This window comes from Halobacterium noricense (genome assembly GCF_021233435.1).
GTDB classification, from domain to species: Archaea; Halobacteriota; Halobacteria; order Halobacteriales; family Halobacteriaceae; genus Halobacterium; species Halobacterium noricense.
The window spans coordinates 762193-784275 of record NZ_CP089468.1; the positions used below are offsets into that span (position 1 = coordinate 762193).

General features: G+C 67.5%; 27 protein-coding genes. 8 read left to right on the plus strand and 19 right to left on the minus strand.

Annotated elements, in window-relative coordinates:
• Positions 1-30: 30 nt before the first annotated feature.
• Positions 31-258 carry a DUF7123 family protein gene (locus tag LT974_RS04250; RefSeq protein WP_058982011.1) on the minus strand — a complete coding sequence of 76 codons (228 nt, stop codon included), beginning with the start codon at positions 256-258 and terminating at the stop codon, positions 31-33.
• 39 nt (positions 259-297) lie between these two features.
• A complete protein-coding gene (locus tag LT974_RS04255; RefSeq protein WP_058982012.1) occupies positions 298-483 on the minus strand; it encodes a DUF7525 family protein in 186 nt (61 codons plus the stop codon).
• Between the two features lie 95 nt (positions 484-578).
• Here LT974_RS04255 and LT974_RS04260 point away from each other — a divergent pair, with 95 nt between their 5' ends.
• Together LT974_RS04260 and LT974_RS04265 are read left to right on the plus strand one after the other, a co-directional pair.
• Positions 579-1778, plus strand: a complete 1200-nt coding sequence (locus LT974_RS04260) for an LEA type 2 family protein (protein WP_232589429.1) — start codon at positions 579-581, stop codon at positions 1776-1778.
• 118 nt (positions 1779-1896) lie between these two features.
• Positions 1897-2304, plus strand: coding sequence for a DUF7528 family protein (locus tag LT974_RS04265; protein WP_408611705.1), 408 nt, complete (start codon positions 1897-1899; stop codon positions 2302-2304).
• Here LT974_RS04265 and LT974_RS04270 read toward each other — a convergent pair.
• On the minus strand, positions 2297-3385 hold the full coding sequence (locus LT974_RS04270; RefSeq protein WP_232589431.1) for a phosphate signaling complex PhoU family protein: 1089 nt from the start codon (positions 3383-3385) through the stop codon (positions 2297-2299). The genes LT974_RS04265 and LT974_RS04270 overlap by 8 nt on opposite strands.
• A gap of 134 nt (positions 3386-3519) precedes the next feature.
• On the opposite strand from LT974_RS04270, the gene LT974_RS04275 reads away from it, so the two are divergent.
• Positions 3520-3693 (plus strand): DUF5786 family protein, encoded by a 174-nt coding sequence (locus LT974_RS04275; RefSeq protein ID WP_230888537.1) that lies wholly within the window; start codon positions 3520-3522, stop codon positions 3691-3693.
• A 40-nt stretch (positions 3694-3733) separates the two neighbouring features.
• On the opposite strand, the gene LT974_RS04280 is transcribed toward LT974_RS04275, so the two are convergent.
• From LT974_RS04280 to fer, 8 genes are all read right to left on the minus strand, one after another.
• Positions 3734-4801: an ATP-NAD kinase family protein gene (locus tag LT974_RS04280; protein ID WP_232589432.1), complete on the minus strand. Its 1068-nt coding sequence runs from the start codon at positions 4799-4801 to the stop codon at positions 3734-3736.
• Between the two features lie 238 nt (positions 4802-5039).
• Positions 5040-5717 (minus strand): competence/damage-inducible protein A, encoded by a 678-nt coding sequence (locus LT974_RS04285; RefSeq protein WP_232589433.1) that lies wholly within the window; start codon positions 5715-5717, stop codon positions 5040-5042.
• A 45-nt stretch (positions 5718-5762) separates the two neighbouring features.
• Entirely contained in the window at positions 5763-6485 is a 723-nt protein-coding gene (locus tag LT974_RS04290; protein WP_232589435.1) for a DUF5803 family protein, read from the minus strand.
• Positions 6482-7147: a DUF2110 family protein gene (locus LT974_RS04295; protein WP_232589436.1), complete on the minus strand. Its 666-nt coding sequence runs from the start codon at positions 7145-7147 to the stop codon at positions 6482-6484. Before LT974_RS04295 ends, LT974_RS04290 begins: the two co-directional genes overlap by 4 nt.
• Positions 7147-7665 carry a transcription factor gene (locus LT974_RS04300; protein ID WP_232589437.1) on the minus strand — a complete coding sequence of 173 codons (519 nt, stop codon included), beginning with the start codon at positions 7663-7665 and terminating at the stop codon, positions 7147-7149. The genes LT974_RS04295 and LT974_RS04300 overlap by 1 nt, the downstream gene beginning before the upstream one ends.
• Positions 7666-7731: 66 nt before the next feature.
• Entirely contained in the window at positions 7732-8712 is a 981-nt protein-coding gene (locus LT974_RS04305; RefSeq protein ID WP_232589438.1) for a bile acid:sodium symporter family protein, read from the minus strand.
• A gap of 57 nt (positions 8713-8769) precedes the next feature.
• Positions 8770-9318 (minus strand): tRNA (cytidine(56)-2'-O)-methyltransferase, encoded by a 549-nt coding sequence (locus LT974_RS04310; protein WP_232589439.1) that lies wholly within the window; start codon positions 9316-9318, stop codon positions 8770-8772.
• Between the two features lie 47 nt (positions 9319-9365).
• A complete protein-coding gene (gene fer / locus LT974_RS04315; RefSeq protein ID WP_232589440.1) occupies positions 9366-10052 on the minus strand; it encodes a ferredoxin Fer in 687 nt (228 codons plus the stop codon).
• Positions 10053-10154: 102 nt separating this feature from the next.
• Here fer and LT974_RS04320 point away from each other — a divergent pair, with 102 nt between their 5' ends.
• From LT974_RS04320 to LT974_RS04330, 3 genes are all read left to right on the plus strand, one after another.
• Complete coding sequence (locus LT974_RS04320) at positions 10155-10961, plus strand: N-acyl homoserine lactonase family protein (protein ID WP_232589441.1); 807 nt, start codon at positions 10155-10157, stop codon at positions 10959-10961.
• Positions 10962-11023: 62 nt separating this feature from the next.
• On the plus strand, positions 11024-12010 hold the full coding sequence (locus LT974_RS04325) for an NAD-dependent epimerase/dehydratase family protein (RefSeq protein ID WP_232589442.1): 987 nt from the start codon (positions 11024-11026) through the stop codon (positions 12008-12010).
• A gap of 251 nt (positions 12011-12261) precedes the next feature.
• Positions 12262-12663, plus strand: a complete 402-nt coding sequence (locus tag LT974_RS04330) for a hypothetical protein (RefSeq protein WP_230888523.1) — start codon at positions 12262-12264, stop codon at positions 12661-12663.
• Positions 12664-12695: 32 nt separating this feature from the next.
• Here the strand turns inward: LT974_RS04330 and LT974_RS04335 are convergent, their stop codons facing one another.
• From LT974_RS04335 to LT974_RS04355, 5 genes are all read right to left on the minus strand, one after another.
• Complete coding sequence (locus LT974_RS04335; RefSeq protein ID WP_232589443.1) at positions 12696-12878, minus strand: hypothetical protein; 183 nt, start codon at positions 12876-12878, stop codon at positions 12696-12698.
• Between the two features lie 69 nt (positions 12879-12947).
• Positions 12948-13961, minus strand: coding sequence for a cytochrome b/b6 domain-containing protein (locus LT974_RS04340; RefSeq protein WP_232589444.1), 1014 nt, complete (start codon positions 13959-13961; stop codon positions 12948-12950).
• Positions 13958-14350 (minus strand): hypothetical protein, encoded by a 393-nt coding sequence (locus tag LT974_RS04345; protein ID WP_232589445.1) that lies wholly within the window; start codon positions 14348-14350, stop codon positions 13958-13960. Before LT974_RS04345 ends, LT974_RS04340 begins: the two co-directional genes overlap by 4 nt.
• Positions 14350-15024, minus strand: coding sequence for a 4Fe-4S dicluster domain-containing protein (locus tag LT974_RS04350; protein WP_408611694.1), 675 nt, complete (start codon positions 15022-15024; stop codon positions 14350-14352). Before LT974_RS04350 ends, LT974_RS04345 begins: the two co-directional genes overlap by 1 nt.
• Positions 15025-15027: 3 nt before the next feature.
• On the minus strand, positions 15028-18210 hold the full coding sequence (locus LT974_RS04355; protein ID WP_232589447.1) for a molybdopterin oxidoreductase family protein: 3183 nt from the start codon (positions 18208-18210) through the stop codon (positions 15028-15030).
• A gap of 171 nt (positions 18211-18381) precedes the next feature.
• On the opposite strand from LT974_RS04355, the gene LT974_RS04360 reads away from it, so the two are divergent.
• Together LT974_RS04360 and LT974_RS04365 are read left to right on the plus strand one after the other, a co-directional pair.
• The gene (locus tag LT974_RS04360) at positions 18382-20475 is read left to right on the plus strand and encodes a hydrogenase iron-sulfur subunit (protein ID WP_232589448.1); all 2094 of its coding nucleotides are present in this window, start codon (positions 18382-18384) and stop codon (positions 20473-20475) included.
• Between the two features lie 2 nt (positions 20476-20477).
• The gene (locus LT974_RS04365; RefSeq protein WP_232589449.1) at positions 20478-21101 is read left to right on the plus strand and encodes a TorD/DmsD family molecular chaperone; all 624 of its coding nucleotides are present in this window, start codon (positions 20478-20480) and stop codon (positions 21099-21101) included.
• A gap of 7 nt (positions 21102-21108) precedes the next feature.
• Here LT974_RS04365 and LT974_RS04370 read toward each other — a convergent pair whose 3' ends face one another.
• From LT974_RS04370 to LT974_RS04380, 3 genes are all read right to left on the minus strand, one after another.
• Entirely contained in the window at positions 21109-21249 is a 141-nt protein-coding gene (locus LT974_RS04370; RefSeq protein ID WP_232589450.1) for a hypothetical protein, read from the minus strand.
• 42 nt (positions 21250-21291) lie between these two features.
• A complete protein-coding gene (locus LT974_RS04375; RefSeq protein WP_232589452.1) occupies positions 21292-21633 on the minus strand; it encodes a hypothetical protein in 342 nt (113 codons plus the stop codon).
• Between the two features lie 139 nt (positions 21634-21772).
• Positions 21773-22033 (minus strand): hypothetical protein, encoded by a 261-nt coding sequence (locus LT974_RS04380; protein ID WP_232589453.1) that lies wholly within the window; start codon positions 22031-22033, stop codon positions 21773-21775.
• Positions 22034-22083: the final 50 nt, after the last annotated feature.

Consider the following 22083-nt stretch of genomic DNA (forward strand, 5'->3'; position numbering starts at 1 on the left):
GTTGTCCGCCCGCCAGCAAAAAGCCGCCGATTACGCGGGTTCGACGCGCCACGTCGTCGACTTCGAGCGACTCCACTTCTCGATGTCGACATCCTCGGTCTTCTCCGCGAGTTCGGGGAGCCGCACACCGACCTGCTTCGAGGAGAGGCCGAGGTGGTTCGCGATGTTCTTCGAGCGGAAGTACCGCTCGCCCTTCTCGACGCTCTCGTGGAGGAACTCCAGAATCCGGCGTTCCTCGTCGGTGTATTCGTCGGTCATTACTATGGAACTACGGCCGAAGGCGGTTTATCGCTTTTGCTACCCCCACACGTGGAGGGCGGCGACGCACAGCGCCGACAGCGTGACAGCGCCGGCGAAGCCGAGTGCGGTTTGGAACTGTCCGGGCGCGACGAACGTGTACGCGGCCGCGGCGACGGCGAGCAGGCCGAACGCGAGGCCGACGCCGACGCCCATGTCCGTTTCCTGCGTGGACCCAGTCGTCATGGCAGGGCGTTGCGTGTGGTATCCCTTAACTGGTTCTACTCGGTGCGACCGGGGAGGCCGACAGACTTTCACTGTGCAAGCACCCCGAATCGAGCATGGACGTCCGCGCGCTGCTGTTCGGGAGCACGATACGGGTCGCCATTACTGTCGTCGCCGGCCTCGGACTGGTCGCCGGCGGCGCGTTCGTCGGCGGCTTACTCGGCGTGCCGAGCGTCGAACAGGTCGACAACGAGTTCGGTGAGGTCAACGACACCTACACCGAAGTCGAGACCGACCTCGTGATACACAACCCGAATCCGGTCGGCGTCCGGCTCGGGGACACCAGCGTGAACTACACGGTGGCGATGAACGACATCCGGATGGCCAGCGGGGACAAACACGGCGTCGGCATCGGCACCGGGAACTCGACGGTGAACCTGACGACGTACCTCCACAACGAGCGCATCCCCGCGTGGTGGGTGAGCCACATCCGGGGCGGCGAACACACGAGCCTCACCGTGTCCGCGACCGTCCAGCCCGGGTTCGTCGGCCAGTCGGCGTCGTTCCAGCCGGCCGCCGAGACCATCGAGACGGACCTCCTCGGCCAGTTCAACTCCACGGAGGATCGCCCGGTGAACGCCGAGATGGCGCTCGTCGAGGACCCCGTACTCATCATCGAGCGGACGAACGCCTCCTGGGGCAACGTCACCGACGAACAGACCCCTATCGACCTGGAATTCGGCGTCTACAACCCGAAGACGTCGCCAGTCGTCGTCTCGAACGTCGGCTACAACATCACGATGAACGGCGTGCCCGTCGGCGCGGGCGAAACCGAAAACGGGCAGACCATCCCCGGGAAGAGCTCCCGCGTGGTGGAGACGCCGACGGCCATCGACAACGAGAACCTCGACGAGTGGTGGGTGACCCACGTCGAGAACAACCAGACGACCGAACTCCGCATCGACTTCTACGCGGAAATCGAGCCGCCGGGCTCCTCGGAGACGATTCGCGTGCCGCTGGACGAACTGACGTACACCCAGACCATCGAGACCGACATGTTCGGGAACAAGGGCGACTCGGGCGGTGACGCCGGCGGCGACACGAGCGGCAACGAGACGACAACCAACGACGGAACGACGAGTGACGACGGCACGACCACCGGGACCACGACCAGCGACAGCACGACAACAACTAGCGGCGGAACGACCGGCAGCACGACGACGGACGGGACGACCACGGACGACGGCACGACCACCAGCGGTGACGGGACGACGACCGACGACGGCTTGCTCGCGCGCGGTTCGCAGCCAGCCTGACTGGAGTTCGTGAAACTGCCGCGCGCCGGGGATAGATTTTTACGCGCCGCGTCGCTTCGAGCATACATGAACCGGAGTACTCAGGCTCCTGGTCGCGTTCTCCGACTGTGAACAGTCCATCGCCGTCGAGCCAGACGGCGGCGATATCCGCGTCACCGTGGACGGCGAAACCATCGAACTCTCCCGCGAGCACGCCGCCGAACTCCGGGACGCCGTCGGTGACGCGCTGACGAGCCGCGAGGAATTCTTCCGCACTGCCGCCGAGCACCGCGAGGACGGCAGCTACGTCGTCGAACGCCGCGGCGCGGAGTCGACGGGCAACTCCGCAGTGTTCGACAGTTTCGCGGCGGTCCGCCGGCTGTTCGACCGGCTCCCCGAGACGTTCGGCGCCCAGAACCTCTCCGCGGCCGGCTTCACGGGGTCGCGCCGCCACATGCTCGTGCGGCACTTCGCCGAACACCCGGCGTTCCCGTGCACGCTGGCGTCACGCAACCCCCTGCGGGGTGAGAAAACAGAGACTAGCTGATGGTGGTGTGGCTGGACTGCTCGTTGAGCGCGAGGTTCGCCGCGATTTCGGCGTTGCGCATCGCGTACTCGGCGGTGTGCCGGAGGCTCACGAGTACTTCCCGGACTTCGAGGATGTCCTCGTTGTCCATCTCCGGGAGGTCGTCGAGGATGTCGCCCTCGCGGTCGCCGAGTTCCGCGAACAGCTCGCGGACCTCGATGGTGGCGTCGTAATCCCGGGTGACGACGGCTTCGACGGCCGCGGCCGTGATTTCGTCGACCTGGTCGGTGAACTCCCGGATGCGCCGCATCGTGGACTGCTCGACGTCGAGGGTGTGGCCCTCGGTTTCGAGCACGATTTCCGCGATGTCCTCGGCGTTGTCCGCGGTGAGTTCGAGGTTCTTCACGACCGACCGGTAGCCGATGAGCGGGAAGCCGTCGTCGAGGCCGACGGCGCGCGCGAGGTTCGGGTTCTGGTAGGCGGTGAAGATGAGCCGCAGCAGCAGGACGAAAATCTTGTTCGCCTGGCGCTCGCGGTTGAGCGCGCGCTGGGCCATGTCCGGGCTGCCGTGCGCGAGCGCCTTCACGGCCTCCTCGCGCATCGTCGAGCCCGTGCTCTCCAGCCGTTCGAGGAGGTTGTCGAGGTCGAAGTCCTCGGGGTCGACCGAACACCGGATGGTGATGCGTTCGGGCGTCTCCTCGACGACGCCCAGTCCCATGAGCTGGGTTTCGGCCTTGTAGACGGCGTTGATGTGTTCGGAGTCGAGGGCGTCCTCGCTCTCGACGTGGATGATGCGGCGGCCGAGGACGTACTGGCCGACGATGGCGCGCTCGACGGCGTCCGCACCCACAGAAGGCGTCGCGTTCTGATCGGCTGCGGAAGACGACTCCGTCGTCTTCTGAACGTCGAAGTTCTCGGCGTGAATCGTCGCCTCGGTCTCCTCGCCGTGCGCGGACTCGGGCGTGACCGTCAGCGAGCCCTTCCCGCTCTCGCGGACGGTGACCTCGTCGCCCTTCTCGACGTCCTGCTTGCGCGCCCACTCCGCCGGGAGCGTCATCGCCAGCGTAGACGGTCCCAGGCGTTGGACTTTCCGGGTATCCATACGCCTGGAATGCGCTGGAACGTCCTTAATCTTATCCCTCTAACCTTATACTTGCCTTAAGGTGTGGGCAGACGCGCGGAATTCTGCCCCCGAATTCCGGGACCCTTTTGGCTGTCCCGCCCCTGGGAGTAGTCATGGGTTTTGGTAGCTACGACGAGTCCGAGCAGGAGAACCAGAATACGGACATCGACGAAGACGGCGCGGTCAACGTCCACGAGAACGACCACGACGGCAGCGTCAACTTCGACACCGACGCCGACAGCGACGAACTCATCGACCAGCTCCAGTCGATGAAAGACGACGACTAACGCGGCTCTCTCTCAGTCTTTTCCTGCTTCCACCGCGCGGCTACACCACTTTCATCATGCGTCGTTCGAAGCGACCAGTCCGGATTTTCGTCCAGCCGCGTAGCGACTCGTCGGCCGCCTCGTCGCCGGTGTCCACGCGGAGCACGCCCGTCTCGTCGAGCTTGCGTGGCGACGCGAGCACGCGGACCTCGCTCTGTTCGACGACCGCGGGCGAAATCTGGTGGTTGCCCCGCCCGAACACGAACCCCTGGCCGCCGATAGGCGAGACGAAAATCACGTTCTCGTCGCCGAGCGCGGCCAGAATCTCGGCCTCGCTGCCGTCCCGCACGACGAGTTCGCCGTCCCGGTAGACGTCGACGCCCAGCGGCGAGCCGTCGACGCCGAGCGCGTCCGCCACGTCGCCGAGCGTCCCGCCGGGTCCGAGTACGTACGTCACGCCGGGTTCGACTTCCTCGGCGACCGCTTCCGCGAGCGCGTCCGTGCTCCCCGCGTGCACCTGCTTGGCGGACTGGAGGTCCTCCGCGACGGGCACCTCGACGACACCCCGGAGACGCGTGCGCACCTCGCCGCCGCGGTACGCCTCCTCGTCGATGTCGTTGACCTCGCGTGCCTCGGTGTCCTCGAACGTCGCGGCGACGCGGCCAGCCGCCTCCGGGCGCACCGCAAACACCGACGAGTACACCTTCACGCCCGCTGGTACGCCCAACACGGGCACGTCCGCCTCAACCTCGTCGAGCGCGGTCGCAACGTCGGTCGCGGTGCCGTCGCCGCCGACGAACAGAATCAGGTCCACACCGCGGGCGACGAACGCACGCACGGCGTCCTTCGTGTCTGCTGCTGTCGTCTCGTCGTAGTTGGGTTCGCCGACGACTTCGGAGTCGAAGCCCGCCGCGCGCGCCTCGTCTGCACCCATCTCGCCGCCGTACGCCAAAATCGCGGTGTCGGGTGCGCGCTCGCGGAGCGCTGCGAGGGCGTCGCGTGCGCGGTCCGGCGCGCGCTGCTCGGCACCGCGCTCGCGGGCCGCCTCGACGTTCCCGTCTGTCCCCTTCAAGCCGACGCGACCCCCCATCCCGGCGATGGGGTTCACGACGACGCCGACAGTTCGCATACCCGAACTACGGCGTTCGTGCCGAAAAGCCGACCGGTCGGGTGCTTCGAGAGTGTCGTGGTCGCAGTGCGACGCGACCGAGTGAACCAAGAATTAAGACCGGGCAGGCGGAACTACCGGCCATGAGCTTCCTGCTGGCTGCGACCGATGGCACTGCACTCCCGATAAACTCCGTCGGCTGGGCCGTGACGATACTCGGGCTCGTCCTCGCGGTCGCGTGGACCGCCTACCTCTACCGCTAGACGCGTTCGCGCAGCCACGCGGCTGCGTCGTGGACCGTCTCCTCGTTCTCGTGTTGAATCTTCACGCGCACGCCGTCGCCGGGGTAGCTCCCGACGGTGACGCCGAACTCCGCCTGTAACTCTTCTAACGGTGTCACCAGCGAACTCTCGGGGGCGTCCACGTGGACGAACTCGACGTGGTTGGTCGTCCCGGTGAACTCGCCGGCGACGGATTCGAACATCGCCTTCATCTCGGCGGGGACGCCCGGGAAGACGTACGCGTTCTCCACGACCGCGCCCGGCGCGACGCCCACCTCGTTCTCGAGGAGGCGCGCGCCCTCGGGGAGCGCCGCGGTGCCGTCCGTGAGGTCGGCGAACTGGTAGCTGTCGTGGGTCTGGAAGTACGAGACCGCGTCCGCGTGCTCGACCATGTCGCGGTCGAAAGCGGCCGCGACGCCGTCCATCGTCACGTCGTCGTGGGTCGGGCCGACGCCGCCCGTGACGACGACCGCGTCGTAGCGGTCTGAAAGCGGCCCGACCTCCCTGGCGATGGCGTCGCGCTCGTCGGGCACTACCACGATGCGCTCGACGGTCGCGCCCCGTTCGGTGAGGCGCGCGCCCAGCCACGACGCGTTCGTGTTCTCAGTGTCGCCGACGAGGAGTTCGTCACCGACTGTGACCACCGCAACCTGCATGGCCACTCGTAGACAGTGGAGGGTGAAAAGTCACGTCCCCGCAAACTACTGCTCGTAGTCGAGACCGGACTGCTCGCGCTCGCGCTCCAGCCGGCGGATGCGCAGCCGGTAGTAGACGACGCCGCCGACCGCGACGACCGCCAGCACGCCGACGATGCCGCCGAAGACGTAGAGGTCGCGGTCGAGGTAGTACTCGGCGCTGACGGTGGCGCTGTCCAGGGACTCCCAGCGCAGGTGGACGCGGTTGTCCTCGATGGATTTCTCGTAGCCGCCCGGCGAGACGTCGCCGAAGATGGGGAACGACACGCGCATTCCCGGCGGCAACACGACCTCGTGCGAGCCCTCGAAGTCGAGGGGCGCGTTCACCGAGCGCGTGCCGGCCGTCCCGGTGTACGCGAACGTGCCGTTCGCCGCGGGCAGGTCGACCACCGTGCGCTGGTCGCGCGTGGAGACGTCGATGGCGTCCGCGCCGACGACGGTGCCGTTCTCGTAACGGAACTGTACCGCCGAAATCAACACCGGGTTCCGGCCGCCGAACCCGCTCGTGGAGGCGAGCCGCACCTGTTCGGTGCCGTTCACGTCGGCGACGGTCTTGTACTGTTCGCCGGTGACGTTGAGCGTGACGTCGGCGTCGCGGTCCCAGTCGTAGGTCGCGTTCTCCGCGAGTTGCTCGTCGCTGGGCGCGGGCGCGCCGCCGAGACCGGTACCGGCGCAGCCGGCGAGTGCGACGAGCGCGAGCAGCCCGAGCGCCACCCTGGCCCTGCTCATGGAACGACCGCGAGCAGCTCCGAGGGGAGGTACTCCCCGATGGCCGCGAGCAGGCCGGGCGGGTCCGTGCCCTCGCGGCAGACGATGCTCTGTTCGAGCAGACCGAGGCGTTCGACGGTGACGATGTCTTGGGCGTGGCCGGCGCGGTTGACCGTCGCGCGGACCTCGCCGCGGGTCGCGCTGTTGACGTTCAGCCGGCCGGTGCCGCGCGTCCACTCGTAGAGGCGGTCGCGCTCGACCTCCGCGAGTTCGGACGGCTCGCCGTACGTGAACCGCAGCGGGACGTGCTGCACGAGCCCGAAGCGTTCGCGAATCTGGGCGGCCGTCCCCGGCCCGAGGCCGAGTGCGTCGGTGGGCACGCGGACGTCCTCGCCCGCGTCGAGCACGAATCCCTCGTCGTCCCAGGATTCGAGCGTGCCGACGTACGTCTCGCCGGCCTCGAAGCCCTCGGTGATTTCGCCCCACGTCTCCGCGAGGACGTTCCGCGCGGCCACCTCGTCGGGACCCTCGAGGGTCACCGTCGGGAAGTCGTCGTGGCGCACGCCGACGTCGTACTCGACGTCGAGTTCGCCGACGTCGTTCTCCACTTGCGACCGGAGGCTGTCCAGCGAGCGCTCGCGGGCGTCCCCCTTCACGTACAGTTTGGTTGCGAGAACGACCATCAGGCCCTCACTCCGAGTTCCGCGCGGAGATTCTCGATGCGCTCGTCCATCGCTTCCACGAGGTCGGTGTTCTCCATCGCTTCGACGGGCGACCCGCACTCGGGGCACTCGAAGCCGAGGTCCATCGCCTCCCCGAACTCGAAGCGAATCGAACACACTTCACAGAGGTAGAACTCGTTGTCCAGCTCGTACTCGCGGCGGTCGACGAGCGCCTCCAGCAGGCGGTCCATCTCCTCGCGGAGGTTCTCCGGGACGTTGTCGTACTCGAACGTCCAGAGGTACGTGAGCCACCCCGAGTCCTCGTCGCGGACGCGGCGGTACGTCGCGAGGTCGTTCTCGTAGAGGATGAACAGCGCTCGGCGCACGTCGTTCAGTTCGAGCCCGAGCCGCTCGGCGAGCTCCTCGTCGGTCACCTCGCCGTCCGGCGGGGACACCGCCACCGGCATCCCCTTCGGCCCGACCAACTCGTGGAGGTACTTCTGAACCACGGGGTCGTCGAGTAGCTCCTCAAAAGCCATTACGTCAAAAAGGGGTCCGCGCCGGCATTAAGTCTTGTCACTCCCCCGTCTGACGGGCGCGGACCGTCAGTCCGCGGTCGCGGCGGCGGCGTCTGCGGTCTGGTCGTCGCGCCACGTGAAGTAGCTCGCGAGCGCGGGGCCGCTGACGTTGTGCCAGACGCTGAACAGCGCGGGGATGAGCGCGGCCGCCGGGTCGAACAGCGACGCCGCGAGCGCGACTGCGAGCCCGCTGTTCTGGAGGCCGACCTCGAAGGTCGTCGTCCGCACGCGGTCCTCGGACATGCCGAACAGCCGGCCGACGCCGTAGCCCGCGCCGAGCCCGACGCCGTTGTGGAGGACGACAGCAGCCAGCACGAGCACGCCCGCGGTGAGGATGTTGTCGACGTTCGCACCGACGACGCCGGCGACGATGGCGACGATGGCGACGACGCTAATCACGGGGAAGACGTCGACGCCGACCTCGGCCGCCTTCGGCGAGTAGCGGTCGAGGACGTACCGAATCCCGAAGCCGAGCACGACCGGAATGATGACGATCTGGACGATGCTCGTGAACATCTCCATGAACGTCACGTCGATGGCCTCCCCGAGGATGAACAGCGTCCACGCGGGCATCACGATGGGCGCGGCGAGCGTCGTCACCGTCGTGATGGCGACCGACAGCGCGACGTCGCCGCGGCCGAGGTACGACATCACGTTCGACGCAGTACCACCGGGGGCCGCGCCGACGAGGATGAGGCCGACGCCGATGGCGTCCGGCAGGTCGAAGAGGAGGTAGAGCGCGTACGCCGCCAGCGGCATCACGAGCCACTGCGTCACCGCGCCGATGCCGACGTCGACGGGGCGCTCGACGAGGCGCTTGAAGTCCGCGGGCTGGAGCGTCAGCCCCATCCCGAGCATGATGATGCCCAAGAGGGGGTTGACGTAGTCCAGCACGGGGACGAACGCGTCCGGATAGGTGAGCGCGAGGCCCGCCGCCGCAATCACCCAGACGACGAAGTACTTGCTCGCGACCTGTGCCACCCGCGAAATCCCGCCGCTGACGCTCATGATTGGACGGTGACGGCCCGCGAGAAGAAACCTTCGCCTACTGGCAGTATTGTGGATTCACTCCTCGTCGACTTCCTCGACGCGCTTCCCGAGGGCCTGTGGAATCACGCGCTGCTCGGCGTTCTCGTACTCCTGGTCGAGTTCCGCGCCGTCGAAGAGGTGATCGAGGAACACCGCCAGCCCCGCCACCTCCGAGTGGGGCTGGTTCGTGACGCCGACGTTGAAGTCGGCTTCCTCGTACACCTCGAAGGAGACCTTCTCGCCGCCGACGACCACCAGGAGGGGTTGTCGCTGGTCGTCGTGGACGCGTCGAATCTCGCTCTCGACGTCCTGCAGGCGCTCGCCGTACATCGTGAGGTGGACGATACAGCCCTCCCAGTCGCGGATGAACGCGTCCAGTCCGTCCGTGAGTTCGACGTCGAAGGGGCCGCCGAACCGCTCGGTGATGTCCGCGACCGTCTGCTCGGACTGCCCGGCGTTCCCGGGGAAGACGACGCGGTCCGCGCCGAGCGCGCGCGCCGTCAGGCCGACGTGCGTGGTCATCCGGTCGTCCCGGCCCGGCCGGTGGCCGTACCGGAGCACCGTGACCTCGGGGTATCCCTGCATACGTCCGCAGAATCGTCCCGCCGGGGTACGCGTTTCGACTCGCGGGGTCAGTCGTCGGCGTGCGCGAGTTCGAAGGGGTACGGCGGCAGCCGGAGGTCCTCCAGCTCCGCGAGGTGTTTGACGTTGTAGACGACGCGGAGGTCCTCGGTGGTGGGAACGCCGTTGCAGGACAGCCGGATGTCCCGGTCGACGAGCTCCGGGGAGAGAATGTGGTCGGTGGGCTGGGAGAGGTCGCCGTCGACGACCACGACCGCGCAGTTCGCGCACGCGCCGCCACGGCAGGCGTACGGCCACGCGAACCCGCGGTCCTCGGCGGCCTCCAGCAGCGACTCGCCGGGCGCGACGTCGAACTCGCCGTGGTTGACGGGGTCGAGGCCAGCGTCGGCGGCGCGCGCGAAGAGGTCGTCGTCGCCCAGCGCCCAGCCGTAGTCGTCCAGCACGGCGTAGTTCAGGTACTCGACGTGGGTCTCCTCCCACGGCCGGAAGTCGCGTTCGGGGTCGACGCCGTAGTCCGTCGGCGACTCGGTGCCGAAGCCGGCTTCCGTCGCGATGTCCGTGCCGTCGTCGGCGTCCTCGCTGGTGACTTTCTCGTAGGCTGCGCGCACTAACTGGAACTCCGCCGCCGACCCGCCCTGGTCGGGGTGGGCCTCCTTGACGCGCTCGCGGTACGCGTGCTCGATCTCCCCTTCGCTGGCGTCCTCGTCGACCCCCAGCACGTCGAAGGGAGAATCCATGTTCGACTCGAAGGGCCACACGTTCAAAAGTCTCTCCGCGGGCGCGCTCGTTGCCGGGGCTCGGCAACCACGCTTAGGAGGGAGCCGGGCGCAGCCACGGGCATGCCCGCGTCGAAGCTCTACGCGTTCGATACGGCCGACTGGGACTACGAGTACAGCTCGATGGTGCGCGGCGAGCAGCCCGGCGAGACGTACGCCTCGCCGTGCCCGTGTTACCTCGTCGACCACCCCGAGGGGACAGTGCTCGTGGACACCGGCGTCGACCCGGCGATGGTCGCCGACCCCGAGCACTACGGCAACTACGGCGCGCCGCAGGCCGCCGACCACACCGCGGACATCGAGACGAACGCCGGGCGGCGCGCGTCCGCGCTGCTCACGGACGTCGGCTACAGTCCCGAGGACGTCGACGTGGTGGTGCTCACGCACCTCCACCTCGACCACGCGGGCGACGTGAAGTCGTTCGCGGACGCCGAAATCGTCGTCCAGCAGGCCGAGTTGGAGTACGCGTGGTGGCCCGCGGACCCGTTCCAGCGCGACCTCTACCTGGAGGGGGACTTCGGCGTGCTGCGCTCCCCGGAGTTCGACGTGACGCCAGTCGAGGGACGCTACGACGTGTTCGGCGACGGTGCCATCGAGTGCGTCCCGACGCCCGGCCACACCGCCGGCCACCAGTCGGTGAAGGTCGACCTCGAGAACGAGGGGACCGTCGTGCTCGGCGGCGACGTGGCGTTCCTCGAAACCGCCTACGAGGCCGACCGCCAGCCGTCGTTCGCGTGGGACACCGAGACCGCCATCGCAACCGCGCGCCGCCTCCGGAACGACGCGCAGCGCTGGGACGCCGACGTCTACCTCGCCCACGACCGCGACCACCTCGACGCGCTCCCGGAGCCGCCCGCACACCTCGACTGAACGACGCACGCTGCGTGTCACCCATCGGAACGCTCTTGGCCGACGGTCCGGTGTCGTCGGGTATGGACCTCACAGGCAAGCGCGTCGTCGTGACGGGTGCCGCCGGACTCGTCGGCTCCCACCTCGCCGCGGACCTCGCGGCCGACAACGACGTGCTCGCGGTGGACAACCTCTCGAAGGGCACGCGGGACCGCGTCCCGGACGGCGTGGAGTTCGCGGAGGCCGACGTGCGCGACCCCGACGACGTGGCCGACGTCATCACCGCGGACGTGGACGTCGTCTTCCACTTCGCAGCGTACACGGACACCAACTACGGCGAACCCCGCCAGCTGTTCGAGGAGAACACGGAGATGACGTACAACGTCCTCGAACGCATGCACGAGGTCGGCGTCGACAAGCTCGCGTTCACGTCCTCGTCGACAGTGTACGGCGAAGCGCCGATGCCGACGCCCGAGGACTACGCGCCCCTCGAACCCATCTCGGTGTACGGCGCGAGCAAGCTCGCCGACGAAGGCCTGATTTCGACGTACGCCAACTCCTACGGCATCCAGTCGTGGGTGTACCGGTTCGCGAACATCGTCGGGCCGCGCCAGCGCGGCAACGTCGTCCCGGACTTCATCGAAAAGCTGCTGGACGACCCGGAGACGCTGGAGATTCTGGGGGACGGCCGCCAGGAGAAGTCCTACCTGCACGTCGAGGAGTGCGTCGACGCCATGACCCACGTCGTCGAGCACGCCGGCGAGCACAGTTCGCCGAGCAATCGGACGGAGTCCGATGACGCCGCCGACGACTACTACGTCTACAACCTCGGCACGCGCACCACCACCTCCGTCAACCGCATCGCGGACATCGTCGCCGACGAACTGGGCGTCGACCCCGACTACGAGTACACCGGCGGCGACCGCGGCTGGACGGGCGACGTCCCGAAGATGCGCCTTTCCATCGAGAAGCTCTCCGCGCTCGGCTGGGAGCCCAGCCAGTCCAGCGACGAAGCCGTCCGGGAGGCCGCCCGCGTGCTCGTCGAGGAACTGCGCGCGGAACGCGAGTGACCGGCCCAACGGGAATCAGCCCCGTGGCCAAACGGCGAACAGTACGACGTCGCTACGCTTCTCCCCATCGAGGAACTACCCGAGGGATCGAACCTCCTCGTCGGCGGCCCGCCGCTGACGGGAAACGCGAGCTCTCTGCGCGAGCTCGCGAGCGATTCGGCTCCACGGGTGGGTAATCTGCCGTCGCCCGAGAGACGGAAAATCGCCCGCACAGCCGAAGGTTCAAGCTGCCGTCGCACCTTCGGTCGTCCATGCGTATCGAACTGCGGGTGTGCAAACACTGCTACGAGGGCGAACACGGCAACCCAGAGAAGACGGCCGTCACGAAGGACATGGTGGAGATCGCGCGCCGCGTCCGCGAGTACAAGGACCTCATCGGTCTGGACGCGCTGTACGTGACGATGGTCGAAGAGGGCGACCCCGGCGGTGCCGAGGAACTCCCCGCCATCGTCGCGAACCTCGACCACGACCAGGTGAACCTCGCGGACACCCAGCTCGTGATGGAGGACGACGACGGCAACATGCTCGTCTACCCCGAACCCGAGGACATTCTGGACGTGCTCACGCGGAACATCGACCAGATTAGCCAGCAGACCCGCCAGGACGTCACCGTCGAGCTCTCCGAGGAGTCCGCGGAACTTCTGACGGCGTAACGACCGCGAGAAACGGGTTTTGGCGCGGCGATTCAGCTCAGGAACGGCCACGCGAGCAGCACGAGGAACGCCGACACCGCGACCGCGCGCAGCAGGTCCGAGGTCGGGTCGATGCCGTCGTCGAGGTCGCGGCCGATCCACCAGACGGTGAACACGCCGCCGACGGCGACGAGCAGTGCCAGCGCGACGTACACGAGGTCGAGTACACCAGCCATGATAGCGGATAGCACGACGAGTGCCTTAAACGAACCGGCTGACGGCGAAAAAACGGAGCCGTGGTGTGGTTACTCGTCGCCGCGGGGCTGGCCGCCGTCTGCGGCAGCCTCGGGCTCGGAGTCGTGTTCGTCGCCGGCGACCTGCTGCTCGTAGCGAGCGCGCAGGACGTTGCCGTACGTCGAGAGCACGACGCCCAGCAGCAACACGAACATCCCGATGTTGACGCCGATGGTGAGCAGGATGCTCGTCGGCCCGCCGCCGGGGGTCAGCCCGGCGGGTATCGGGTAGCCGGAGTCGAAGATGCTCGCGACGAGCATGCTGACGATGCCGATGACGACGGCAGCGCCGGCGAGGTTCACGGCCCACTTCCACGTGGGGCGCAGCGAGAGCAGCTCGATGCCGGTGCCCTCGTGGTCCTCGTGTTCCTCGTGGGGCATCATCGACTTCGGCACGAACGCCTTCATCTCCACGGGGTAGAACGCGGGGTGGAACCCGTGCTCGAAGATGTGGAACATGATACCCATCACCATCACGACCCCGAGCAGGCCGTGGAAGGTGACGAACGCGGTCGCGGCAGCCTTCGTCTGGAAGAACTGCGCGAGCCCGACCTTGCTCCAGATGAGCAGCCCGGAAATCATCAGGAGGACGAGCTCGACCGTGAAGATCCAGACGACACCCTTCCCGACGTACGACAGCAGCGGGACCTCGTCGGAGGAGTAGCCCGCAAACTGACGCGCGTTCGGGTGGCGTTCGTCGGCACGCCCGAGGACGAACTGCACGTCCTGGACGAACGCCTTCGCGTCCGTCGGCGTCGGGAGCACCGCCCTGAAGTTCTTGCGCCGTCCCGGCCCGATGAGCATCAGCGTCACCCAGAAGACGGTGAGCACGATGAGGCCGAAGCCGGCGATGCGGTGGAGCGCGAGCACGCCCGCGTTGCCGCCCATGAACTCCACCATCCACCAGAGTTCGTCGTTGAACATCACGGAGTAGCCCGTGAAGAACAACAGGAAGACGTCCAGCGCGAGCAGCGAGTGGAAGTACGTCGTGACGCGCGTGAACTTCCCGTGGTCCATGTTCGTCACGCGCTCTCACCTCCGCTATCCGCGTCGCGGCCGCCGTCCGTGGCGACCTCTGCGGGTTCGTCGGCGTCGCGCATCCGCGCGCCGAGGCGACGGAACGCCCCCCAGTGCACGAACACCAGCGCGAGGATGAACACGCCCAACAGGACGTCGACCGCGTGAACCACGACGATGAGCGCATCCAGCAGCGGGTCGGTGTTGCCGGCGACGTAGTCGGTGCCGACGCCACCGCCTTCGACGGTCGGGTTGACGCGGTACAGCGTCTCGAAGCTCGCGTCGAAGGGGCCGTTGACGTACCAGACGGAGGCGACTGCGACGACGATACCGACGACGGCGCTGACCGCGATGGCGAGCGCCTCCGACATGCCGCGTGCGTCGTCGCGGCGAGCCATCAGTTGAACACCTCCGCGTCCTCGCCGAAGATGACTCCCATCGCTTCGTCGTTGAAGAACGGGTCGCGGTCGCGCTTGTCGAGTTCGTCGGCGATTTGGCCGGGCTGGCCGACGAGGATGGCGTCTGTCGCGCACTCTTCGGCGCACGCCGGGCCCTTCCCGACGTTCTGGCGCTCCTCGCACATCGTACACTTGTCCATGATGCCGCCGGTACCGACGACCGCGTTCCCGCCGTCGTCTTCGTCGGGGAACTGCGGGGCGCCGAACGGACACGCCGACAGGCAGTACTGACAGCCGACGCAGAGGTCCTCGCTGACCTGCACAAAGTCGTCGTCGTTCTTCTGGAGCGCGTCGGTCGGACAGACCGACACACAGGGCGCGTTCTCGCAGTGGTAACACTGCATCGGGATGGCGGTCTCGCCGGGGAACGCGCCGTCGTCGAGGGCCTGGTCGCTGCTGGCGTTGTAGCCGTCGTCGGCTTGCTCGCCCTCGAACATCGTGGAGATGCTGATGCGCTGTTCCTCCGGGCCGATGTCCCACGTGCGATTGCACGCGACGACACAGCCACCGCAGTCGATACAGGCCTCGACGTCGGGGAAGATGCGGGCACCTTCGCCGGTGCTCATGACCCCCTGGCTCAAGACCTCACGTTGTGATTGTTGGTTCGATGACATGGGTTACTGAACGGGTTTGTTCTCCCGGACGTCGAAGTCTTTCTGTCGGCCGATACCGTTCTCGTCCTGGGGGAACGAGAACGACGACAGGTCGACGTCCATGTTGAGTTCGTCGACCACGGCCTGGGTCGCCTTCCGGATGCGAACCATCGCGGCCTTCGTCTCCTGCATCTGGGTTTCGACGTCGTACCCCGGCGACGTGATGGAGTTCACGCTGTCACCGATGGCGTACGGTGCCATCCCGTCCGGGTACTCGTCCAGGAGGCTCTCCCCTTGGAAGATGCCGCCCCAGTGGTACGGGAGGAACGTCTCCTCGGCGTTCGGGCGATTCGTCACGCGCGCTTTCACCAGCACGGAGCCGCGGTTCGTCGTCTCGACGACCACGAGTTCCCCGCCGTCCACGCCGAGCTCCTCGGCCATGTCCGGGTGAATCTCGGCGTACATGTGCGGCTGGAGGTCCGCGGTGAAGATGTTCGACCGCGTCTCCGACCCACCACCCTGATGTTCGACCTGTCGACCGGTCGTCATGATGGTGTCGATGCCGCCGTCCGAGTCGGCGATGCGGCTCATCGCCTGCGTCTGGACTTCCGAGTTGTTCTGGTCCAGCCGGTAGACGTTGCGCTGCTGGCCGTTCGCCGGCCACTGCTCGGTCAGTTCCGGCTCGGGGCTCTCGATGGGCTCCCGGTGGACGGGCGTCGTGTCGAGGAAGTTCCACGCGACCGCGCGAGCCCGACCGCGCCCCGTCGGCGGGTCCGGCTGCGGGTTGTCGAACTGCGCCCAGAACTCGAGGTCGAAGTCGAACTCGTCGCGCTCGTTGAGCGCCACCGCCGCGTCGTACGCCGAGTGGTCCTCGCTGAGCGCGTACTCGAACGGGAGTGACGGTGCCGAGGGGTTGTTGAGGTCCTCGGGCAGCGCCGTCGCGAAGCCCGGGTACTCCGGGACGCCCTCGAGTTCGCCGTCGTACCAGTCCGGCGAGAACGACGCCCGAAGCATGTTCAGGCCTTCCTCGCCCCCCTGGTCGTAGGTCTCCTGGAGCGGGTACTCCTTGTCGACGTCCATCGACGCCCACTCCTCGGGCGTCGGTGCCTGCGTTCCCCAGCGGGAACGGAAGTCCTGCCCGCCCTCGCGGGGGTCGACTTCGTCGGTCCAGAGAATCGGCGTGCCCGGGTGTCCGTCACCCCAGCACGGCCACGGGAGACTCCAGTACTCGCCGCTGACTGGGACCTCCGAGTCGTGACACTTCGTGTCCTCCTCGGAGAACGCGTAGTCGTACTCCCGGTGTTGCTGGAGCCGCTCGGGGCTCTGCTGGTAGCCGATGGTCCGCACACCGAGGTTGATTTCTCGCAGCGCCTCCTCGTACGTTGACTTCCCGTTGAACAGCTCGGGGCCCGAACCCCAGTCGAAGTGCTCGCCGAAGCCGAGGCGGTCGGCCAGCTCCTGCATGATCTGCAGGTCCGGCTTCGCCTCGTGGCTCGGCGGCCGCACGGGCTCGCTCCACTGCACCGCGCGGTGGGAGTTCGTGACCGAGCGCCAGTGCTCGTACTGGCTGGCCGCCGGCAGCAGGATGACGCCGTCGTCGCGGTCCGGCAGCACGGACGCCAGCGACGGGAACAGGTCGACGACGACCAGCAGGTCCAGCGCCTCCATCGCCTGGCGCATCCGTGGCATCTCCGAGATGGAGTTCGAGGAGTGCCCCCAGAAGAACGCCGCCTTCACGGGGTTCTCCTGGTAGATGGGCGACTCCAGTAGCCGGTCATCTTGGGGGAGTGCCGCTTCGAACCAGCGGGCGACCGTCAGCCCGTTCTGGAACATCAGCGAGCGGTCCTCCGCGGAGGCACCTGGGTCGCCGCCCTGCTGCTCGTAGAGGTCCGAGGGCATCGTCTCGAACTTCTGGGAGAGGTCCTGGTAGCTGATGTCCCCGGACGTCACCGGCGTCTGGTCCCAGACGTCGGCCCAGTACTCCCAGGAGCCACGGCTGGAGACGCCGTAGTAGCCGGGGAGGATGTGGCTGGCGACGCCGAGGTCCGTCGCACCCTGTACGTTCGCGTGGCCACGCATCACCTGCAGGCCACCGCCCGAGTGGGCGGCGCTCCCGGAGGCGAGGCTGGTCAGCGCGTACGAACGGATGTTCTGCGTGCCGTTGTTGTGCTGGGTGCCACCCATCGCCCACTCGATCTGGACGTTGGGCTTGTTCTCGATGATGAGGTCGCCGAGCTCCCGGACGCGGTCGGCGCTAATCCAGGTGATTTCCTCGACGGTCTCGGGGTCGTAGTCGTCGAGTTCGCCGTCGACGTCGGGCCACCCCTGCACGCGGTCTTCGAGCATCTCGTCGTCGAGCTCGCCCTGCTCTCGGAGGTACCGAATCAGTCCCATCATCAGCGCGACGTCCGTCCCCGGACGCAGCCGGTAGAAGTCGTCGGCGTGGGCCGACGTCTTCGTGTATCGGGGGTCCACGGAGACGACCGTGCCGCCGCGGGCCTGCCCTTCGAGGATGTGCTGCATCGCGATGGGGTGGGCTTCCGCGGGGTTCTGCCCGATGATGATGTTGAGGTCGAAGTTCCGGTAGTCGTTGACCGTGTTCGTCATCGCTCCGTAGCCCCACGTGTTCGCGAGGCCGGAGACGGTCGTGGAGTGGCAGATTCGGGCCTGGTGGTCGATGTTGTTCGTGCCCATGAAGGAAGCGAACTTGCGCGACGCGTACGCCTCCTCGTTGCAGTGGTGGGCACTCCCGAGGAACATCAGGCTGTCTCGGCCGTACTCCTCCCAGATTCGTTCGAGCTCCTCGGTGATGTGGGAGTACGCTTCGTCCCACGTGATCTTCTTCCACTCGCCGCCTTCCTTCCGCATCGGATGTTTCAGACGTCGCTCGGAGTGTTCGCTGCCGTAGATGGCAGCCCCCTTCGAGCAGAGCGACCCGTTGTTAATCGGGTTCTCCGTCCAGGACTCCTGCCCGACGAAAGCGTCACCTTCACGTTCCCCGCGGAAACCACATCCGACCGCGCAGAAGTTACAGATGGTCTTGGTGAGCGTCGAATCGTCGCCGGAGATGTCGGCGCCACCGCTTTCGCCGTCCTGAGCGAGCGTTTGGCCGGTTATCCCGCCGCCGAGGGCGATGCCGCCCGCGAGGGCGCTCGCCTTCATGAACGAACGGCGGTCTAGGTCCAGAGAGACCGGTTGTGTACTCATGGTTTAGAGCCTGTCACCGTGTACCACGATTAATGAGGGGGGAGCCACTTTAGTGTTCCTGCCTCGTTCCGCCATTCTGACCTCCAAACTCCCGGAAGGAAGTGGGTCCTGCCGGTTCTTCGTGGGAGCCAGCCGCAACCTCTTTCGGTGGGCGCACGTAACGGCGAGTGAATGAACGTCGGGGCGTTCGTCTGTGGCTGCGGTGGTGCGGTCGACCTCGACCTCGAAGGCGTCCGGGAAGGCGTCCGGGACGTCGACGTCGTCGCGAGCGGGTCGCTCCTCTGTACGGAAGGGCTCCCGAAAGTCCGACACGTCGTCGAGGAGTACGACCTCGACCACCTGATAGTCACGGCCGAAAGCGACAACTGCAAGCAACGATACCGGACGGTGCTCGACGACGCCGGGCTCCACCCGGAGGCAATCTCGTTCGTCAACCACCGCGAGCGCGGCGCGTGGGTCCACGACGAGGCCGACGCGACCGACCTCGTCGCGCGGAAAATCAACGCCGCGTACGCCGGCCTCCGCGAGGAGGCACCGCCGCGAACCGTCTCCCGGGAAGCCGGCGACGGCGTCGTGGTCGTCGGCGACCCCGAGGCCGCCGAGGCGCTCTCGGATTCGGCCGATGTCACGCTGCTGGCCGACGGGAAGGACTTCGCGGACGCCGACTACGACCTCCGCGACGTCACCATCGCTCGCGGCCGCGCCACGGACGTCGACGGCGTCTACGGCGAGTTCGAGCTGCAGGTGCAGGCCGGCGTCACCGAGGACTGCATCGACTGCATGGAGTGCGTCAAGCAGGGGCCCGACGAGTACGTCACGAGCAAGCCCGTCGACGTGCTGCCGGGCGCGCCGAACGGCGACTGGGTGGACTGCTGTCCCACGGACGCCATCCACCCCGAGGAGCGCACCGTCGAGGCCGACCAGGTCGTCTACCCGGACGCGTCCCGGGAGACCCGCGGCGGCCGCATGGGCTTCTACACGGGCCCCGTCGACGCCGCGACCGTCGCGGCCGTCCAGGACTTGATCGGCGGCATCGAGAAGCCGCAGTTCCTCGACGTGGAGATGGACGTCTGCGCCGCGGGCGGGTCCAGCCAGCAGGGCTGTACGGTCTGTTCGGACGCCTGCCCGCACGGCGCGGTCTCCCGCCCCACCATCGACAGCGTGGAGTTCGACGAAGTGGCGTGTGAGGGCTGTGGCGCGTGTACGAGTGCGTGCCCGACCGGTGCAGTGCGCGCCCGCGAACCCTCGAACGAGCGCATCGCCCGCGAGGTCGAGTCGATGCTCGTCGAGACCGACGACTCCGGGCTGCTCTCCTCGTCGGACGGCATCGAGACCGGCGTCGTGGCGTTCGTCTGCGACGAGCGCGCGAGCCGCACGCTCGACGAGTACGGCCGCCGCGCGCGCCAGCAGGACGGCATCGAGTACCCGCCGCTGCTCCCCGTCGAGGTGCCGTGCGCGGACACCGTCGGCGAGGCGCACGTCTTGCACGCGCTCGCCGTGGGCGCGGACGGCGTCGCCATCGTCGGCTGTGGTGGCGACTGCCTGCACTCCGGCCCGGACCCGAAGGCCGAACTCGTGACGCGCGTGAACCAGGCGACCGAGGACCTCGGGCTCGGCAAGCGCACCGCGTTCTTTGCGCCCGAACCCGGCGAGCCGGAGGCGTTCGTCGAGGACATCAGCCGGTTCGTCGAACTCGGCCTCGACCCGTCGCCGGTGCCGACCGGCCACGAGGCCACCGGCATCGCCGACGCGACCACCGCGAACCCCGAGTTCAACACTCACGAGTGGGGGCTGGAGAGCGTGCGCGCCATCGTCCCCCACACCGACCCCCGGGACGTCATCCGCGGGCTGGAGTCGTTCGGCCGCGTCGAAGTCAACGAGGACTGCACGTTCACGCCGACGTGTTCGAACCTCTGCCCGACCGACGCGCTCCGCCGCGAGGACGCCGGCCTGGAGTTCGACCACGAGCGCTGCGTGAACTGCGGGCTCTGCGAGGAGGGCTGCATGGAGGACGCCATCCGCGTGGACGGCGGCCTCGAACTCGGCCTGCTCCCCGAGCACAACGACGGGGACGCGTGGACGACCGTCGCGGACGGCGAGATGCGGGAGTGTCGCCGCTGCGGCAAACCGTTCACCAGCGAGGCGTCCGCACAGAAGATTAGCGAGGAAGTCGGGGACGTCGTCGCGGGCATCGCGCCCGACGCCGACGGCGACGTCTTCGAGTACTGCAGCGACTGTCGCGCGAAACTCGTCTACGACACGTAACCATGAGCTTGGACCAGCAGGCACTCTACGACGCACGACTCGAACTCGTCGACTACCTCGTCGACGCACTCTACGACACCCCCGAGGCGGCGTTCGTCGAACGACTCCTCGACGGCGGCCTCGACACGCCCGCCGACTCCATCAACGACGACCTCGATGCGGGCTTCGAGTACCTCCACGAGTTCGTCGAGGAGAACGAGGGCCGCGACGTCGAGGCGGTCGTCGACGACCTCGCCAAGGAGTTCACGCGGGTGTTCGTCGGGCCGCGGCCGCCCGTCCAACCCCACGAGACGTACTACCGCGAGGACACCGACTTCCTCTCGTCGGGGCTGGCGGAAGTCGACGCCAGCTACGGTGCCGCCGGCTGGAAGGTGCCGGAGTCGATTAGCGAGGAAGCCGACTACGTCGGCGTCGAACTGTTGTTCCTCCGGAACCTGCTGCGCCGCCAGCAGGCCGGCGAGGAGGAAGCCGTCGGCTTCGAGCGCGTGTTTCTCGACGAACACCTCTCGACGTGGCTGGACGCCTACCTCGACGACGTCGTCGAAGCCACCGACGAGCCGTTCTACCTCGCCGCGGTCCACGTGCTCCGCGGGTTCGTGGCGTTCGAACGCGACCTCGTCGCGTAGAAAGAAATTACTCGTCGTCGTCGTTGTCGCCGGACTCCTGCTCGGCGTCGTTGATTTCGCCTGGGGCGACGGCGTGGTCCGTGACGTCCTCGCCTTTGTACTGCATCGCGCGGCCCTTCGGTTTCCAGCCGGACTCTTTGTGTGCCATGTGATGCCGTAGTGCGGGGGGCGTAGAAAACGTTGCGGTCGCCTACTCCGTCGGCGGCGCGTTCGGCGGGCGCTCCTCCTGGTCGTAGTTGTCGAGAAACACCGTCGCGAACAGGTCGGCGTGCATCGCCAGCACGTCCGCGGGGTCGACGCCCACTGACTCGGCCTGCTGGTCGAGGAACGCCGCGAGCGCGTCGGTCGGCTCGTAGGTGACCGTCCGCTCGTCGACGTCGAACTCGACGTCCTGCTCGCCGGAGACGAGGTGTTCGACCTCCAACAGCGCCTGCTCGACTTTCGTTTCGAGCGCGTCCTCGCGGTCGCTCATGCGCTTGTCCGCCCACTCGTCGGCGGCCGCGACGAGGCGGTCGCTTGCTTCGAACTGCATCAGAAGCTCAGCCCCTCGCCCTCGAAGGCGACCTGCCACGTCGTCACTTCCTCACAGACGGGACACTGGCGCGTCGTCGCGTTCGTCTCGCAGGCCGGCATGCGGGTCATGTTCTCGCATTGCGAGCATTCGTACATCATTACGGCGGGAACGACTCGGGGGCGGGCTCGTTCTCGCCGGCCTCGCCGTAGACGTAGACGACGCCCGCGCCGAACCCGAGCAGCACCAGCAGCCCGAGTGCGCCGCCGACGAACGTCTGCCCGACGTAGGGGCCGACGACGCCCGAGTACGCCTGCGTGAGGTTCACTACGTTGAGCGCAGTGACGACAGTCCACAGCAGGACCAGCAGTACCGCGACGGGGAGCCACCCGGTTTGGTCGATTGCCTCTCTGAGACTCATGTCCGTGCGGACGGGCTCTCGCGTAAAAAATCATTCCCCCACGGAACGTC

Coding starts and splice junctions, on each gene's coding strand:
- LT974_RS04285 (WP_232589433.1), bottom strand. CDS start 5,717: ATGCAGGTTGCGGTGGTCACAGTCGGTGACGAACTCCTCGTCGGCGAC.
- LT974_RS04260 (WP_232589429.1), top strand. CDS start 579: ATGGACGTCCGCGCGCTGCTGTTCGGGAGCACGATACGGGTCGCCATT.
- LT974_RS04335 (WP_232589443.1), bottom strand. CDS start 12,878: ATGGCTGGTGTACTCGACCTCGTGTACGTCGCGCTGGCACTGCTCGTC.
- LT974_RS04330 (WP_230888523.1), top strand. CDS start 12,262: ATGCGTATCGAACTGCGGGTGTGCAAACACTGCTACGAGGGCGAACAC.
- LT974_RS04320 (WP_232589441.1), top strand. CDS start 10,155: ATGCCCGCGTCGAAGCTCTACGCGTTCGATACGGCCGACTGGGACTAC.
- LT974_RS04300 (WP_232589437.1), bottom strand. CDS start 7,665: ATGGCTTTTGAGGAGCTACTCGACGACCCCGTGGTTCAGAAGTACCTC.
- LT974_RS04345 (WP_232589445.1), bottom strand. CDS start 14,350: ATGGCTCGCCGCGACGACGCACGCGGCATGTCGGAGGCGCTCGCCATC.
- LT974_RS04290 (WP_232589435.1), bottom strand. CDS start 6,485: ATGAGCAGGGCCAGGGTGGCGCTCGGGCTGCTCGCGCTCGTCGCACTC.
- LT974_RS04280 (WP_232589432.1), bottom strand. CDS start 4,801: ATGCGAACTGTCGGCGTCGTCGTGAACCCCATCGCCGGGATGGGGGGT.
- fer (WP_232589440.1), bottom strand. CDS start 10,052: ATGGATTCTCCCTTCGACGTGCTGGGGGTCGACGAGGACGCCAGCGAA.
- LT974_RS04365 (WP_232589449.1), top strand. CDS start 20,478: ATGAGCTTGGACCAGCAGGCACTCTACGACGCACGACTCGAACTCGTC.
- LT974_RS04305 (WP_232589438.1), bottom strand. CDS start 8,712: ATGAGCGTCAGCGGCGGGATTTCGCGGGTGGCACAGGTCGCGAGCAAG.
- LT974_RS04325 (WP_232589442.1), top strand. CDS start 11,024: ATGGACCTCACAGGCAAGCGCGTCGTCGTGACGGGTGCCGCCGGACTC.
- LT974_RS04275 (WP_230888537.1), top strand. CDS start 3,520: ATGGGTTTTGGTAGCTACGACGAGTCCGAGCAGGAGAACCAGAATACG.
- LT974_RS04250 (WP_058982011.1), bottom strand. CDS start 258: ATGACCGACGAATACACCGACGAGGAACGCCGGATTCTGGAGTTCCTC.
- LT974_RS04355 (WP_232589447.1), bottom strand. CDS start 18,210: ATGAGTACACAACCGGTCTCTCTGGACCTAGACCGCCGTTCGTTCATG.
- LT974_RS04375 (WP_232589452.1), bottom strand. CDS start 21,633: ATGCAGTTCGAAGCAAGCGACCGCCTCGTCGCGGCCGCCGACGAGTGG.
- LT974_RS04270 (WP_232589431.1), bottom strand. CDS start 3,385: ATGGATACCCGGAAAGTCCAACGCCTGGGACCGTCTACGCTGGCGATG.
- LT974_RS04310 (WP_232589439.1), bottom strand. CDS start 9,318: ATGCAGGGATACCCCGAGGTCACGGTGCTCCGGTACGGCCACCGGCCG.
- LT974_RS04255 (WP_058982012.1), bottom strand. CDS start 483: ATGACGACTGGGTCCACGCAGGAAACGGACATGGGCGTCGGCGTCGGC.
- LT974_RS04350 (WP_408611694.1), bottom strand. CDS start 15,024: ATGTCATCGAACCAACAATCACAACGTGAGGTCTTGAGCCAGGGGGTC.
- LT974_RS04360 (WP_232589448.1), top strand. CDS start 18,382: ATGAACGTCGGGGCGTTCGTCTGTGGCTGCGGTGGTGCGGTCGACCTC.
- LT974_RS04370 (WP_232589450.1), bottom strand. CDS start 21,249: ATGGCACACAAAGAGTCCGGCTGGAAACCGAAGGGCCGCGCGATGCAG.
- LT974_RS04380 (WP_232589453.1), bottom strand. CDS start 22,033: ATGAGTCTCAGAGAGGCAATCGACCAAACCGGGTGGCTCCCCGTCGCG.
- LT974_RS04295 (WP_232589436.1), bottom strand. CDS start 7,147: ATGGTCGTTCTCGCAACCAAACTGTACGTGAAGGGGGACGCCCGCGAG.